The 14,609-nt window shown below is 59.5% G+C and carries 11 protein-coding genes and 4 pseudogenes; 13 read left to right on the top strand and 2 right to left on the bottom strand.

Annotated elements, in window-relative coordinates; translation table 11 throughout:
- The first annotated feature begins 84 nt into the window (after positions 1-84).
- Genes AC0L4F_RS00335 through AC0L4F_RS00325 form a run of 3 tightly spaced genes read left to right on the top strand, consistent with a single transcriptional unit; the run spans position 85 to position 2,538 of the window.
- Positions 85-609 carry a flavin reductase family protein gene (locus AC0L4F_RS00335; protein WP_244683917.1) on the top strand — a complete coding sequence of 175 codons (525 nt, stop codon included), beginning with the start codon at positions 85-87 and terminating at the stop codon, positions 607-609.
- A complete protein-coding gene (locus AC0L4F_RS00330; RefSeq protein WP_244683913.1) occupies positions 590-1,300 on the top strand; it encodes a 4'-phosphopantetheinyl transferase family protein in 711 nt (236 codons plus the stop codon). The genes AC0L4F_RS00335 and AC0L4F_RS00330 overlap by 20 nt, the downstream gene beginning before the upstream one ends.
- On the top strand, positions 1,297-2,538 hold the full coding sequence (locus AC0L4F_RS00325) for a glycerate kinase type-2 family protein (RefSeq protein WP_244683901.1): 1,242 nt from the start codon (positions 1,297-1,299) through the stop codon (positions 2,536-2,538). The genes AC0L4F_RS00330 and AC0L4F_RS00325 overlap by 4 nt, the downstream gene beginning before the upstream one ends.
- Here the strand turns inward: AC0L4F_RS00325 and AC0L4F_RS00320 are convergent.
- Positions 2,448-2,879, bottom strand: a complete 432-nt coding sequence (locus AC0L4F_RS00320; RefSeq protein WP_348524040.1) for an Hpt domain-containing protein — start codon at positions 2,877-2,879, stop codon at positions 2,448-2,450. The two genes, AC0L4F_RS00325 and AC0L4F_RS00320, sit on opposite strands and share 91 nt — an antisense overlap.
- A gap of 206 nt (positions 2,880-3,085) precedes the next feature.
- Between AC0L4F_RS00320 and AC0L4F_RS00315 the strand changes: the two genes are divergently transcribed.
- Positions 3,086-4,306: a PP2C family protein-serine/threonine phosphatase gene (locus tag AC0L4F_RS00315; RefSeq protein WP_244683899.1), complete on the top strand. Its 1,221-nt coding sequence runs from the start codon at positions 3,086-3,088 to the stop codon at positions 4,304-4,306.
- Here the strand turns inward: AC0L4F_RS00315 and AC0L4F_RS00310 are convergent.
- Positions 4,303-4,755, bottom strand: a complete 453-nt coding sequence (locus tag AC0L4F_RS00310; protein ID WP_244683896.1) for an NUDIX domain-containing protein — start codon at positions 4,753-4,755, stop codon at positions 4,303-4,305. The genes AC0L4F_RS00315 and AC0L4F_RS00310 overlap by 4 nt on opposite strands.
- A gap of 75 nt (positions 4,756-4,830) precedes the next feature.
- Between AC0L4F_RS00310 and hslO the strand changes: the two are divergent.
- From hslO to AC0L4F_RS00265, 9 genes and pseudogenes are all read left to right on the top strand, one after another.
- A pseudogene (hslO, locus tag AC0L4F_RS00305) lies at positions 4,831-5,819 on the top strand (Hsp33 family molecular chaperone HslO).
- Positions 5,809-6,408 carry a CoA pyrophosphatase gene (locus AC0L4F_RS00300; RefSeq protein ID WP_244683893.1) on the top strand — a complete coding sequence of 200 codons (600 nt, stop codon included), beginning with the start codon at positions 5,809-5,811 and terminating at the stop codon, positions 6,406-6,408. The pseudogene hslO and the gene AC0L4F_RS00300 overlap by 11 nt, the downstream one beginning before the upstream one ends.
- Entirely contained in the window at positions 6,405-7,601 is a 1,197-nt protein-coding gene (locus AC0L4F_RS00295) for a CCA tRNA nucleotidyltransferase (protein WP_244683890.1), read from the top strand. Before AC0L4F_RS00300 ends, AC0L4F_RS00295 begins: the two co-directional genes overlap by 4 nt.
- Entirely contained in the window at positions 7,594-8,172 is a 579-nt protein-coding gene (locus AC0L4F_RS00290; RefSeq protein WP_244683887.1) for a LysE family translocator, read from the top strand. The genes AC0L4F_RS00295 and AC0L4F_RS00290 overlap by 8 nt, the downstream gene beginning before the upstream one ends.
- Positions 8,173-8,355: 183 nt before the next feature.
- A pseudogene (locus AC0L4F_RS00285) lies at positions 8,356-10,213 on the top strand (ABC transporter ATP-binding protein).
- Positions 10,210-12,041 (top strand): annotated as a pseudogene (locus AC0L4F_RS00280) (ABC transporter ATP-binding protein). Before AC0L4F_RS00285 ends, AC0L4F_RS00280 begins: the two co-directional pseudogenes overlap by 4 nt.
- Positions 12,038-12,565, top strand: coding sequence for a P-loop NTPase family protein (locus AC0L4F_RS00275; RefSeq protein WP_244683874.1), 528 nt, complete (start codon positions 12,038-12,040; stop codon positions 12,563-12,565). The pseudogene AC0L4F_RS00280 and the gene AC0L4F_RS00275 overlap by 4 nt, the downstream one beginning before the upstream one ends.
- A gap of 22 nt (positions 12,566-12,587) precedes the next feature.
- Positions 12,588-13,810 (top strand): annotated as a pseudogene (locus AC0L4F_RS00270) (class I SAM-dependent RNA methyltransferase).
- A gap of 23 nt (positions 13,811-13,833) precedes the next feature.
- Complete coding sequence (locus AC0L4F_RS00265; RefSeq protein ID WP_244683864.1) at positions 13,834-14,607, top strand: ion transporter; 774 nt, start codon at positions 13,834-13,836, stop codon at positions 14,605-14,607.
- The last annotated feature ends 2 nt before the right edge of the window (positions 14,608-14,609 follow it).

The following is a 14,609-nucleotide window of genomic DNA, read 5'->3' as shown; positions in this document are numbered from 1 at the left end:
GATCAGCGAAAACAGGGCACAGTCGGGGGTGATCCGGCAGTTTGGTTTTCGCTTTACCCTGTAACCAGTGAATGCGATGTGCTGATGAATACGCCCTTTCGGACCAATATGATGATCACACCTGTGCCTTTTCGACCTGATGCCGAGCATATGCGACTTTATCGCAATGCACTGGGCCAGTTCGCGACCGGGGTTACCGTGGTCACCACAATGACCGATCAGGGGCCGACCGGCATGACGGTGAATTCCTTTACCTCGGTGTCCCTGACCCCGCCGCTGGTGCTTTGGTGCCTCTCGGACCGGTCGCATCGCTATGATCTGTTCTGCAACGCCCAGACCTATGTGTTGAACGTGCTGCATTCCGGGCAATACGATCTGGCCATGGCCTTTGCCAAGGACGGCGGTCATTTCACCGAAGACAACAGCGAGATCGGCGCGCTGGGCGTGCCGGTTCTGCGTGATGCGCTGGCCAGCTTTGAATGCAGGCTGCATGAAACCGTCCCGGCGGGGGATCATTCGATCATTCTGGGTCAGGTCGCGCATCTGCGGTATCGCGACGGCGATCCTTTGGTTTTTCATGGCGGGCATTTTGGCACCTTTGCTGGCTGATCCATCCTTTGAAGGGCAGGGGTTTCTAACCCCGCCAGAGCTGCGCAGCCAAAGCGACACCCGTGTTTTGATGTTGGCGCAGTATGATCTTGATCAGTATCACGACAGACACTTTGCACATTTCGGCCTGACCCGACCGGGGTTTCTGGATCGGGCGGTGCCAAAACGGCGGGCCGAGTTTCTGGCCGGGCGTGTTTTGGCGGGGTGTGCGCTTGCGCTGTTTGGGGTCAAAAATGGCGCGGTCGGACGCGGGGCCCAGGGCAATCCGCTCTGGCCGTTGGGATTTCGCGGTTCAATCAGCCACAGTCACGGGACGGTCGGTGTCTGGCTCGGGCGGGCGCAGATCGACCTGGGGTTGGATATCGAGGCTTATGCCGACCCCCGCGCCACACGTGCCATTCGCCAATCGGTATTGACTAAAGGTGACTTGGCGGTGCTGGGCCCCGAACCGGAATCCGCCACCTGTACCGCAGTGTTTTCGGCTAAAGAGGCGCTGTACAAGGCGCTTTTCCCGCGCGTCGGCCGGTTGTTTGGTTTCGACCATGCCGAGGTGATCACACAACACGCCGAAGGTTTGACCCTTCGGTTGACCAAACCCCTGCCGCCGGATTTGGTTGTGGGGCAAACATTTGACATTGGCGTGCAATGTGACGACACCAAGGTCATCAGCCGCTGTGAGATCCCGATATGACATCCCAAGACCTGCGCGACACTGCCCTTCACCTGTTTGCCAAAGCGGTCGAAGCCGCTGATCCGGCCTTGGCCCTGCGCCATGCCTTGGGGGAGCATCCTTTGCCTGACCCCGCCGGTGAATTGCATGTGATTGCCATTGGCAAGGCCGCGCCGGCCATGTTGCAAGAGGCGCTGCGCCATGTGGATCGCCCGGTGCAGGCCCTTGCTGTGACGCATTACGAAAACGAAATGGATGTGCCGGGTGCCACTGTGCTGCGGTCGGCCCATCCGGTGCCGGATGCGGCGGGTCTGCGTGCGGGCCAGGACATCATGACCCGATTGGCGGCTGTCGGGGCACAGGATGCGGTTGTGGTTTTGGTGTCCGGGGGTGGATCGGCGCTTGTGCCTGCGCCGGCGGACGGCATTTCGCTGGACGACAAGGCGGCGGTGAACAAATTGCTGTTGGGCGCCGGGTTGGACATTGTCCGCATGAACCTGGTGCGCCAACAATTGTCACAGCTGAAAGGCGGCGGGTTGCTGCATTGCGCGGCACCGGCACCGGTCACTGCCTATTTGTTGTCTGACGTGATTGGCGACGATCTTCGGGCGATTGCTTCTGGCCCCACGGTCGGCCCGATCGGCAGCAAGGAAGAAGCGGTTGCGGTGCTGAAAAACGCCGGTGTTTGGGACGATTGCCCCGAAAATGTGCGGAACCATCTGTTGGCGGAATCGGTGGCTGTATCCACACCGCCAGTGCAAAACCATTTGATCGGCTCGAACCGCAAAAGTCTTGAGGCGATGTTGGCGGCGACAACCGGCAAAGCCGAAATCGTGTCTGACGCGCTGGAGGGCGATGTCGCCGATGCGGCGGAATTTGTCCTGCAAGCGGCATCGCAGGCGCGGGGCAAAGGGCCGATGGCGCTGATTTTTGGCGGTGAAACCACGGTCGTTCTGCGCGGTGACGGACGTGGTGGTCGCAATCAAGAGCTGGCTTTGCGGGTCGCAATGGCGGCGAAAAACCATGAGCTGCCGGAAAATTGGTTGTTCCTGTCCGGCGGCACTGATGGTCGCGATGGTCCGACCGATGCGGCCTGCGGCATTGTTGGCCCCGAAACCGCGGATGCGATCGGCGCCGACGCAGAAACCCTGTTGGCCAATAACGACAGTTACGAAGCGCTGCGTCGGGCCGGGGCCTTGTTGATCACCGCGGCCACCGGCACCAATGTCGCCGATGTCCAGGTGTTCCTGATCGGCTGATCGCCGATGCGCCGCTCGCCGGCCAGCCGGGTTTCCAGACCCGAGGCAAATTCCGCCCGCGACGCGATATAAACCTCGCGAATGTGATTGGTGTCGACGCTGGCGCCGTTGCCCGCCCCGGCTGCGGTTTCACCGGATTGGCAGAGTGCGGCGAACCGGTCGAAACCCAGGTTCATTGCACTGCCCTTCAGGAAATGCAGTTGCGATTCAAGATCTTCGTGGTCTGACACCAATGTGTCCATGACCCCATCTACCTCTTCCAGGAACAGCTCGACAACTTCGGCAAAGTCTTCTTCGCCGATTTCTTCGCGCAGTTCCGAAACCCGTGCCCAGTCAATCATGTTTCGGCCTTTCAAAATATCCCGAGACTTACGCTAGCAATTCGAAGTCAAGATTCTCTTTCGGAAATAGATCAAATTTTCGAAGAATGCCGACTTTCACCTGAGGTTAATCCTGGGGGTTCATATCAAAGGAACCAAGGAATCACTGTGGGTTACAAGTAATGGATGTGGCGACACGACCAACCGATCAAATGGATGCGAAATTAATGCCAAGTCAGTTTCGTGTCCTGATCGTCGATGACAGCAAGCTTCAGCGCAAGATTCTGTCATCTTCGCTGCGCAGGCAGGGCTATGATGTTGTCGAGGCCGAAAGCGGCAAGGCGGCATTGGCCTTGTGTGAAACCATGCCGCCGGATCTGGTGCTGAGCGACTGGATGATGCCGGGGATGGATGGGCTGGAATTTTGCAAGCGGTTCCGCGAAATGGAACGCGCGGCTTATGGCTATTTCATTCTGTTGACGTCCAAAAGTGAAAAGGGTGCCGTGGCGCGTGGTCTGGACAATGGCGCCGATGATTTCCTGGCAAAACCGGTCAACGGTGACGAATTGCGGGCCCGGATCACGGCGGGCGAACGCATCATTCGAATGCAACGCCAGCTTAGCGATCAAAACCGGGTCATTTCCCAGAATATGGCGGAACTTCAGGGGCTTTATGACGCGCTCGACAATGACCTGATCGAAGCAAAAAAGCTTCAGCAATCTTTGGTGCGCGATCGGTTCCGGCAATTTCAAACGGCGGATCTGTCGTTGCTGTTGCACCCCAGCGGCCATGTTGGCGGCGATCTGGTTGGGTTCTTTCCGGTCGGCAAAACCCGGTTGGGGGTCTATGCGATTGACGTCTCTGGTCACGGCATTTCTTCGGCGCTAATGACCGCGAGATTGGCGGGATACCTGTCTTCGACCACGCCGGAGCAGAATGTTGCGTTACGCGAAACCGGCGACGGGTTGTTCATCATGCTTCCCCCGGCAGAGGTGATTGCCCGGTTGAATGCCCTGGTCCTGGAGGAAATGGACACAGAGCATTACTTTACCATGCTCTTGGCTGATGTGGATCTGTTGTCGGGGCGGGTGCGCATGGCGCAGGCCGGGCATCCACATCCGCTGGTGCTGCGGGCCGATGGCAGTCAGGAACTGATCGGGTCCGGGGGGCTTCCCGTCGGGTTGATTGAGGGGGCAAAATTTGAACAGTTTGAAACACTTCTCCGCCCCGGTGACCGGTTGTTCCTGTATTCGGACGGCATTACCGAATGCCCGCTGCGTGATGGCGGATTTGTCGAGGATGACGGGTTGAAGTCCCTTTGCCACAATATGGCGCATCTGGCAGGCCAGGACTTTCTTAAATCCATGGTGTGGAATTTGGCGGAACTGGCGGGCCAGGACGAATTTCCGGATGATGTCTCTGCCGCGTTGCTGGAATTTCACGGTTAACGGATAAGCCCTGCGCGCAATGCCTTTTGGGTCATCAACCGGTCTACTGGATTGTCCAGCAGGTCGGGCGCCATGTGGGTATCAATGAAATTCACCGAATGATCTGCCTCACTCGGGGGGCCGTGGCGGCGCACCGGGTGGGCAATATATATCGTACAAAGTTTTTCCGCCCACAGATCGTATTCGGGCATGAAAATATAGCGTCGCGCCGCTGCCATCCGCCGCGGGCGGGCAATGTGCCATCCGGTTTCCTCAAACACTTCGCGGTGCAATGACTGGATCGGCGATTCACCGGGATCAATGCCGCCGCCGGGCAATTGAAGCGGCTCGTCCGCGCCGCCCTGATGGGTCACCAACAGCTGACCGCCGAGCGGCAAAATGGCATAAACACCGGGCCGAAGCCGATAGGAAATGCCGGGTTTTGGTGCCTGTCCCACACGTCGGATCATATCGCCCCCCTTGGCCCTTGGGATCTCGTCGCTATATAGAGGCCTTACGCCGACCACGGGCAACAAGGAAATCCCATGACATCCGTAAATGCCATCGCCTGGGACGATACTGTCCTGCCGTTTCAGCTTGACGCTTCTGACATCCGGGGACGTGTTGCCCGGCTTGACGGGGTATTGGGCGGTATCCTGAAACAACATGACTATCCGCAGCAGGTCGAGGCGCTGGTTGCTGAAATGGCGCTTTTGACCGCGTTGATCGGGCAAACCATCAAATTGCGGTGGAAATTGTCGCTTCAGGTGCAATCGAACGGCCCGGTGCGGATGATTGCCACCGATTATTACGGTCCCACCGACGAAGGTGACCCCGCCCGCATTCGCGCCTATGCCAGTTTTGACAAGGATCGTTTGACCGACGCCAACCCATTTGACCAATTGGGCAGCGGGTATTTCGCCGTGTTGATCGACCAGGGTCAGGGCATGCAGCCCTATCAGGGGATCACGCCGCTGGCCGGCGCCTCGCTCAGCGCCTGTGCGGAAAGCTATTTTGCCCAATCGGAACAATTGCCAACCCGGTTTTCGCTCAGCTTTGGCACCTCGATTGAACCGGGGCAGCCGGAACATTGGCGCGCTGGCGGCATCATGCTGCAACATATGCCCAAGGCCTCGCCATTTGTTGCCACGGATGGCGGCTCGGGGATGATGAGGGGCTTTTGACCGTTGATGATTTGCTGGCGGATGATGAAGAGGGCGAGAACTGGAACCGGGCGAATATCCTGCTGGATTCCGTAGAACAGCTGGAATTGATCGGGCCGACGGTCCCGCCCAACGATCTTTTGGTGCGGTTGTTTCACGAGGAACGGCCAAGGGTTTTCGATACCCAGCCGGTGACCTTTGGCTGTACCTGCTCCGAAGATCGGGTGCGCCAGAGCCTGTCGATCTATTCCGCGCGCGACATCGAAAAGATGACCACGGATAAGGGGCTTGTGACCGCAGATTGCCAATTCTGCGGGGCACATTACGAGATGGACCCGAAATCGGTCGGACAGGGGTCTGATGGCGGCTGACCCCCTCGCGCCCGTTCTGGCGGCGTTGCATTGCACCAGCGTGACGTCGTCGGATTTCGATCTGAACCCGGACATCAAATTGCCCGCGGGCCGAAAATTGCGGCCAGCGGGCGTGCTTTGTGCCTTTGTTTTGCGCGATGGCGCACCGCATGTCGTGTTGACCAAGAGATCCTCGGCGTTGAAGCACCATCCGGGGCAAATCGCCTTTCCCGGTGGCAAACAGGACGAGGGCGATGCAGATGTCACCGCCGCCGCCCTGCGCGAAGCGCATGAAGAGGTCGGCCTGCGCCCGGATCAGGTCGAGGTTCTGGGCCAGTTGCCAACGCATGAAACGGTCAGCAGTTTTCTGGTGACGCCGGTGTTGGCGCGTGTGCATGGCGATTTCGTCGCGATCCCGGAACCGGGCGAGGTGTCCGAAGTGTTCACGGTACCGCTGTCGCATGTCGCGGATCCAACCCGGTATCTGATCCAATCTCGGCGCTGGCGCGGGGTGCGGCGATACTATTACACTGTGCCATATGGCCCTTATTACATCTGGGGTGCGACGGCCCGCATTTTGCGCGGCCTGGCAGAGAGGATGGCGCAATGAAACTGGTCAACAAGATCAAAGGCAAGGTTGATCTACCGGAACGGGTTTCGGGCGACTGGCTGCGCAATTCGGTGACACAAAGCGTCTGCGCCATGCTGACCGATGCCGGTCATGCGGCGCATTTTGTCGGCGGCTGTGTGCGCAATGCGCTGATTGATGCCCCGGTGTCCGATATCGACATCAGCACCGATGCCCGGCCAGAGCGGGTGATGGAACTGGCCCGGACGGCGGGGTTTCACGTGGTGCCAACCGGGATCGACCATGGCACGGTGACCGTCGTTGCCGATCACATTCCGCATGAAATCACCACATGGCGCAAGGATGTGGAAACCGATGGTCGTCGCGCGGTGGTGGCTTTTGCCGATAGTATTGACGAAGATGCCCGGCGGCGCGATTTCACCATGAACGCCCTTTATGCGGATGCCGAAGGGGTGATCACCGATCCGGTTGGCGGCCTTGCCGATCTGGCAGAGCGCAATATCCGCTTTATCGACGATGCGGATGCCCGTATCCGCGAAGATTACCTGCGCAGTTTGCGGTTTTTCCGCTTCAACGCGTGGTACGGCGCGGCCAAGGGTGGTTTTGACGCAGATGCGCTTGCGGCGATTGCCAGCAATCTCGATGGTCTCGACAGCCTGTCACGGGAACGGGTTGGATCAGAATTGATTAAGCTTCTGGCGGCCCCCGATCCGACGCGTGCGGTGGCGGCGATGAAGCAATCCGGCGTTTTGCTGCGGCTTTTACCGGGGGCGGATGATACCGCGATTGGCCCGCTGGTCTATGTCGAAGAAGAAACCGGAATTGCCCCCGATCCGATCCTGCGTCTGGCGGCGCTGGGCGGTATTGATGTCAGCGACCGGTTGCGCCTGTCCAAGCCTCAGGCCAAGGATCTGGCATTTTTTCATCAATCGGTGGGCGCGATGACCCCGCCGGGTGAAATCGGTTACCGCTTTGGCGCCGAGCTGGCAGAGAAGCTTTTGGTTCTGCGTGCGGCGATGATGCAGGAACATATTGACGCGCGGGCATTGGCGCGGGTGGCAGAGGGCGCCGCTGCGCAATTTCCGATCACCGCCGCCGATCTGATGCCGGAATTCCAGGGTCCGGCGCTGGGCGACCGGTTGCGTCAGCTTGAGGCGCGCTGGATTGCCTCTGGGTTTTCGCTGGGGCGAGAAGATCTTTTGCCGGATGATTGATCCGCTTTTTGGTTTTGTGTTTTTCGGGCTGTTTTCGCCGGGGCCGAATGTCATTCTTTTGACGGCCTCGGGCGCGCGGTTCGGATTCACCGCGACCCTGCCGCATCTTCTGGGGGTGGTTCTGGGGGTCGGGATCACGGCGGGATTGACCGGGTTTGGGCTTGGCGCGCTCTTGGCGGCGGCACCGCGATTGGAAACCGTGTTGCGGATTGCGGCGGCGCTGTGGATCTTGTTCATGGCCTGGACGTTGTGGAATGCCAAACCCAAAGACGCCGAAACCGGGCAGCGCCCGATGACATTGGTGCAGGCGGTTTTGTTCCAATGGGTCAACCCCAAGGTCTGGGCCGTGGCGCTGGCGGCAGCTTCCGCCTATCCCGGTGGTGTGTCACCCTGGGCCGAGGCGCTGCGCCTGGGCGCGACGTTTTCCGGTATCAACCTGTTTGTCTGCCTGTTCTGGACCAGTGCGGGGGCCTTGCTGGCCTTTTTGCTGAAGGCTCCTGCGGCCTGGCGGGTGTTTAACCGGGGCATGGCATTGGCGCTGGCCAGCTATGCAATGTTGTTGTTTTTGTGAAGATGGCCCAAAGGGGGTGACAAACCGTCACAGGCGGGCTAAGAGATCATCCATCTGAACAGGAGAGATCAATATGGAGCCAGTAAACCGTTTTTGCCTCGGCTGAACCGCGTTTTCTGATGCGTGGTTTGTGCCACGCCTTTGTCCATTTGATCCCGTACTTTTGCTCGCAGGAGCGTCTCCATGTTCAAATTTTTCGAAATCCCTGATTGATCCCTATTGCCCCTATCCCCAGACCGATCACCCACCGCAGACGCTTTGGGCGTTCATGTGGAATTTTTCCCAACCCTTCAAACGGGTGTTTGTGATCGCGGCGGTGCTGTCGGTTTTGGTGGCGGCGGTGGAAATTGGCCTGATCTGGGCCATGGGCTGGGTTGTGGACATATTGTCCGGCACCCCGGAACAGGTCTGGGCCGATTATGGCAATTGGTTGATTGGATTGGCGGTTTTTCTGTTGGTGCTGCGGCCGTTGCTTCAGGCGCTGGATGTTGCGATCCTCAACAATACCATTCTGCCCAACTTTGGCACGTTGATCCGGTGGCGGGCGCATGGCCATGTGCTGCGCCAATCTGTGGGCTGGTTTGAAAACGATTTTGCCGGTCGCATTGCTAATCGCATCATGCAGACCCCGCCAGCGGCGGGCGAAGCGGTGTTTCAGGTCTTTGACGCCATTACCTTTTCTCTGGCTTACGCCATTGGCGCTTTTGTGCTGCTGGGTCAGGCTGACTGGCGGCTGGCGGTGCCGATGGTGTGTTGGCTGGTGCTCTATGGGGTTCTGATCCGGTGGACGGTGAAACGGGTTGGCCCCGCGTCAAAAGAGGCCAGTGATGCGCGGTCACTGGTGACCGGACGTGTGGTTGATGCCTATTCCAACATTCATTCGGTCAAGATGTTCGCCCATCAGGATCATGAATTGAACTTTGCCCGTGAGGCGATCGAAAATGCCCGTGTCACCTTTCAAAAGGAAATGCGGATTTTCACCACGATGGATTTACTGCTGACGGTCCTGAACGGGTTTCTGATTGTCGGGGTCGTCGGTTGGGCATTGGCGCTTTGGATGCAGGGTCAGGCGAGTGTGGGTATCGTTGCGGCGGCAACGGCACTAAGCCTGCGGTTGAATGCGATGACCGGCTGGATCATGTGGGCACTGACCTCTTTCTTTCGGGAATTGGGGGTTGTGGCGGAAGGCATGGAAACGATTGCCCAGCCGATTGAACTGCGCGACGTGGCACATGCCCCGGCGCTGGATCTGACCAAGGGCCGGATCGAACTTGACGGGTTGTCCCATCATTATGGTCGCGGGCGTGGCGGGCTGGACCGGGTCACGCTGACGATTGAACCGGGCGAAAAGATTGGCCTGATTGGTCGATCCGGTGCGGGCAAATCGACCTTGGTCAAGCTGCTGTTGCGGTTTTACGACGCGGAAACCGGCGTGATCCGCATTGACGGCCAGGACATTGCGCATGTGACGCAAAACAGCCTGCGGCGTCAGATTGGCATGGTGCAGCAGGACAGTTCGCTGTTGCATCGTTCGGTGCGTGACAACCTGCTTTATGGGCGCCCCGATGCATCCGAGGAGGAGATGATCGCCGCCGCCAAACAGGCCGAGGCACATGATTTCATCCTTGAGCTTGAGGACCCAAAGGGTCGGCGTGGCTACGACGCCCATGTCGGCGAACGCGGGGTCAAACTTTCGGGGGGACAACGGCAGCGGGTCACGCTGGCGCGGGTGATCCTGAAAAATGCACCGATCCTGTTGCTGGACGAAGCGACAAGCGCATTGGACAGCGAGGTCGAGGCCGCAATCCAGACCACGCTTTATGGCATGATGGAGGGCAAAACGGTGATTGCCATTGCCCACCGTCTGTCCACTATTGCACAGATGGATCGTATCCTTGTGTTGGACGAAGGTCGGATTGTCGAACAAGGCAGTCATGACGCGCTTTTGGCCGAAGGCGGGCTATATGCAGCCTTCTGGGCGCGCCAATCGGGCGGGTTCCTGAACACAGACGATGACGAAGATGCGGAGGCCGCTGAATGAAACCGGTAGATTGGATCAATCCCTTTGCGCATACCGATGTGCCGCCGCCGCGTAGCTTGTTGGGGTTCATGCGTTGGGGGCTGCGCGGTGCTTTTCCGGCCATTGGCTTTGCCGGGGGCATTTCGGCCTTTGCAGGCGTGCTAGAGGTGCTGGCCGCCATGACCCTGGGCCTGGTGATTGATGCGGCGTTGACCTCTTCCCGGATCAGGTGTTTTCCGAACATCTCTGGCTGATGATCGGGGTGGCCGGGTTTTTTCTGGTGCTGCGCCCGCTGGTTTTGATGGCGTCGGCCTATACGCAATCCATCGTGATTGCGCCCAATGTGCTGAACCTCGTGTTGTCGCGGCTGCATCGGTACACGCTGGGGCAGGCGGTGACCTTTTTCGACAATGATTTTGCCGGGCGTATCGCACAAAAGGAAATGCAGACCGCTCGTGCGATGACCGATGTCGTGGTCGAGGTGGTGCATACCGTGCTGTTTGCGCTGGCCTCGGTGATCGGTTCGGTGCTGTTGCTGGGCACTGTGGACGGGCGCATTGCGCTGGGGCTTTTGCTGTGGATCATCGGGTATTTCCTGATGATCCGGTATTTCATGCCGATGATCCGCAAGCGGTCGAAATCGCGCGCGGCGGCGCGGGCGATGGTGACAGGCCAGGTTGTGGATACGGTGACCAACATCAAGACGGTCAAACTCTTTGCCCATGCAGATCATGAAGATCGCGCCGCGCTGGGCGCAATGGGGCGCTTTCGGGATCGGCAGCTTGAATTCGGGGCCGTGTCGGTCAAATTCCGTTTTTGGCTGATGTCGCTTGCCGGTGTCCTGCCTGTGCTGTTGGTGGGGGGCGCGCTTTGGTATTGGTCGCGCGGTTTGATCACTGCGGGCGATATTGCCGCGACCGGCGCGGTCAGTTTGCGTTTGGCGCAGATGACCGGTTGGGTCAGTTTCACGTTGATGGGGCTTTATGCCAATGTGGGCGAGATCGAGGATGGGATGCGCACCCTGACCCCGCCACATGAGCTGGTGGATGTGGCCAATGCGACAAAACTGGATGTCAGCACAGGCCAGATCGAATTTCGGGATGTGAATTTTGCCTATGGCCGTGACATCGGCGGGGTCGAAAACATCACGCTGACCATTCAGCCGGGCGAAAAGCTGGGTATTGTCGGGGCGTCTGGGGCCGGGAAATCAACGCTGGTGGCGTTGTTGCTGCGGCTTTACGATTCTGAAAGTGGCCAGATCCTGATCGACGGTCAGGACATTTCAGGCGTGACACAGGAAAGCCTGCGACAGGCGATTGGCATGGTGACCCAGGAAACCGCGATGTTTAACCGCGCCGCACGCGACAACATCGCATATGGCAAGCCCGACGCCACCGAAGAAGAGGTGATCGCCGCCGCCACCCGCGCCGAGGCGCATGATTTCATCGTTGATTTGCAAGATCACGAAAAGCGGGACGGTTATGACGCGCATTTGGGTGAACGCGGCGTGAAATTGTCCGGCGGTCAGCGCCAGCGGATTGCCTTGGCGCGTGCCATTGTCAAAGACGCGCCGATCCTTGTGCTGGATAAGGCGACAAGCGCGCTCGACAGTGAGGTCGAGGCGGCAATCCAGACTGCGCTGGATCGGGTGATGGAGGGCAAGACCGTGCTGGCGATTGCCCACCGTTTGTCCACCATTGCGCGGATGGACCGGATTATCGTGCTGGACCGGGGCCGCATTGTCGAAGAGGGCGGACACGAGGAATTGTTGGCGCAAGACGGGCTTTATGCCCGTTATTGGGAGCGGCAATCAGGCGGGTTCCTGAATCTGACCGAAGCGGCGGAATGACACGCATCATGATTGTCGGTCAGCCCGGCAGCGGGAAATCGACGCTGGCGCGGACCTTGGGCCGACGGCTGGACCTGCCGGTGATCCATGTGGATATGATCCACTGGATGCCGGGATGGGTTGAACGGCCAATGGTGGAAAGGGTGGCGCTGGCGCGGGCGGCCGAGGCGGGCGAAAACTGGGTCTTTGAGGGCGGGCTTTCCGCCACCTGGCCCAGCCGCATGGCGCGGGCGGATATGTTGATTGTGTTGGATTTGCCATTTCTGTGCCGGGTCTGGCGGGTGTTCTGGCGTACGATCCGGCTTTGGGGGCGGACGCGGGCCGATCTGCCGGAAAACTGCCCCGAGCGGTTTGACCGCGAATTCTGGCTCTGGATCTGGCGTACCCGCAATACCAACCGGGCGCGGATGCTGGCGCTGGCCGATCTGGCGGCCAAAACCAAACCAGTGCATGTTCTGACGTCGCCAAGGGCGGTTCGGGCGTTTCTGGCGGATCTGGAACGGCCAAACACTCGACAGGGCTGACAGATCAGGGCAAAGAGCCACAATGAACACATATGACATTGTCCGTTTGGGACATCACGGCGACGGCATCGCCGAAGGCCCGATTTTTGCACCGCTGACCCTGCCGGGCGAACAGATCAGTGGCCGGTTGAACGGCGACCGCTTGAGCGAAGTCAAGATTATCGCGCCCTCTGATGACCGGGTTGCGCCGCCCTGTCGGCACTTCAAGGCCTGCGGCGGTTGTCAGCTGATGCATGCCTCTGACAGTTTTGTGGCAAATTGGAAGCAGGATGTCGTGGTGCGTGCGCTGTCAGCCCAGGGGATTGATGCGGCGTTCCGCCCGATCGAAACCTCGCCCGCGGGCAGCCGGCGGCGGGCCACGTTTTCCGCGCGACGCACAAAAAAGGCGGCCATGGCCGGATTTCATGGTCGCGCCTCTGGCGTGATCGTGGAAATCCCGGATTGCCACCTGTTGCATCCTGACCTTCTGGCCGCCCGTCCAGTGGCCGAGGCGCTGGCCGTGCTTGGCGCAAGCCGCAAGGCCGCGCTCGCGGTGCAGGTCACATTGTCGGCCAATGGTCTGGATATTCTTGCCACCGGCGGCAAACCTTTGGATCGCACGCTGGAGGTTGGGTTGGGCGAACTTGCCGCCAGCACAACATTGCCCGGCTGGTGTGGGGGGAGGAGCCGATTGCCATGCGCGCCCCGCCAGCCCAATCATTCGACGGAATCCGTGTTGTGCCACCGCCGGGGGCATTTCTTCAGGCAACTGACCATGGCCAATCGGTATTGATCGCCGCCATGACAGAGGCGGTGCAGGGAGCCGACCGGGTGGCGGATCTGTTTGCGGGTTGTGGAACGTTTGCCCTGCCGCTGTCGCGTGCTGCGGCGGTGCATGCCATCGAAGGCGCGCGCGACATGCTGGAGGCGCTGGATGACAGTTGGCGCAAGGCCGAGGGCCTGAAGAAAGTCACCACCGAACCCCGAGATCTGTTCCGCAACCCGCTTTTGCCGGATGAATTGAATCGATTTGATGCATTGGTGCTGGACCCGCCCCGCGCCGGTGCCGAGGCGCAGGTGGCGGAAGTCGCCAAATCCAAAATTGCGCAAATCGGCTTTGTTTCGTGCAACCCGGTTACCTTTGCCCGTGATGCTTCGGTGTTGATTGCGGCGGGGTTCCGCCTTGATTGGGTGCAGGTGGTCGACCAATTCCGCTGGTCGTCCCATATCGAACTTGCAGCCCGGTTTTCGCGCCCTCATATGTGACGCGTAATCAAAGGGTGGGATAGATGCAGGCGAAACTGGCGGCGTGGTTGGATCAGGCGTGGGTCCGCAATTCAATCATTGGCGTGATCTTGTTCAATGCGGTCATCCTGGGGTTGGCCACATCGGAAACGATCATGGCACAGGCCGGTGGTGTCATAGACCTGCTCGACCGGATCTGTCTTGGGATCTTTGTGGTGGAGCTGGCGTTGAAACTGGTGGCGCAGGGCGCGGGGTTCTTTCGCCGTCCCTGGAACCTGTTTGATTTCGTGATTGTCGCCATTTCATTGATCCCTGCGGCCCAGGGCCTGTCGGTGTTGCGCGCCCTGCGTATTCTGCGGGTGTTGCGGGTGCTGTCGGCCGCGCCGCGTCTGCGCCGGGTGGTCGAGGGGTTCATCACCGCATTGCCCGGCATGGGCAGCGTGTTCCTGTTGATGGCGATCATCTTCTATATCGGTTCGGTCATCGCGACCCAGCTGTTCGGCCCGACCTTCCCGGAATGGTTCGGCACGCTTGGGCGCAGCGCCTATTCGCTGTTTCAGGTGATGACGCTGGAATCCTGGTCAATGGGCGTCGTGCGCCCGGTGATGGAGGTCTTTCCCTACGCCTGGGCATTTTTCATCCCGTTCATCATGGTCACCACATTTGCGGTGGTGAACCTTTTGGTGGGTTTGATTGTCAATTCGATGCAGGATGCCCACCACGAAGAGGATGTCGCTGCCACCGACGCCTATCGGGACGAGGTTTTGGTGAGGCTGGAGGCGATTGAAAAACGTCTGGATGCGGCCAACCGGCAATAAAG

This window comes from Marinovum sp. J2-8, from assembly GCF_055808435.1.
The sequence above is the reverse complement of the archived record's forward strand: the minus strand, read 5'-3'. Positions and strand labels throughout refer to the sequence as shown.

Bases quoted from the DNA above. Each gene is read 5' to 3' on its own strand.
- AC0L4F_RS00265 (WP_244683864.1), top strand. From the start codon at position 13,834: ATGCAGGCGAAACTGGCGGCGTGGTTGGATCAGGCGTGGGTCCGCAAT.
- AC0L4F_RS00320 (WP_348524040.1), bottom strand. From the start codon at position 2,879: ATGATTGACTGGGCACGGGTTTCGGAACTGCGCGAAGAAATCGGCGAA.
- AC0L4F_RS00295 (WP_244683890.1), top strand. From the start codon at position 6,405: ATGAAACTGGTCAACAAGATCAAAGGCAAGGTTGATCTACCGGAACGG.
- AC0L4F_RS00335 (WP_244683917.1), top strand. From the start codon at position 85: ATGAATACGCCCTTTCGGACCAATATGATGATCACACCTGTGCCTTTT.
- AC0L4F_RS00310 (WP_244683896.1), bottom strand. From the start codon at position 4,755: ATGATCCGACGTGTGGGACAGGCACCAAAACCCGGCATTTCCTATCGG.
- AC0L4F_RS00275 (WP_244683874.1), top strand. From the start codon at position 12,038: ATGACACGCATCATGATTGTCGGTCAGCCCGGCAGCGGGAAATCGACG.
- AC0L4F_RS00290 (WP_244683887.1), top strand. From the start codon at position 7,594: ATGATTGATCCGCTTTTTGGTTTTGTGTTTTTCGGGCTGTTTTCGCCG.
- AC0L4F_RS00315 (WP_244683899.1), top strand. From the start codon at position 3,086: ATGCCAAGTCAGTTTCGTGTCCTGATCGTCGATGACAGCAAGCTTCAG.
- AC0L4F_RS00325 (WP_244683901.1), top strand. From the start codon at position 1,297: ATGACATCCCAAGACCTGCGCGACACTGCCCTTCACCTGTTTGCCAAA.
- AC0L4F_RS00300 (WP_244683893.1), top strand. From the start codon at position 5,809: ATGGCGGCTGACCCCCTCGCGCCCGTTCTGGCGGCGTTGCATTGCACC.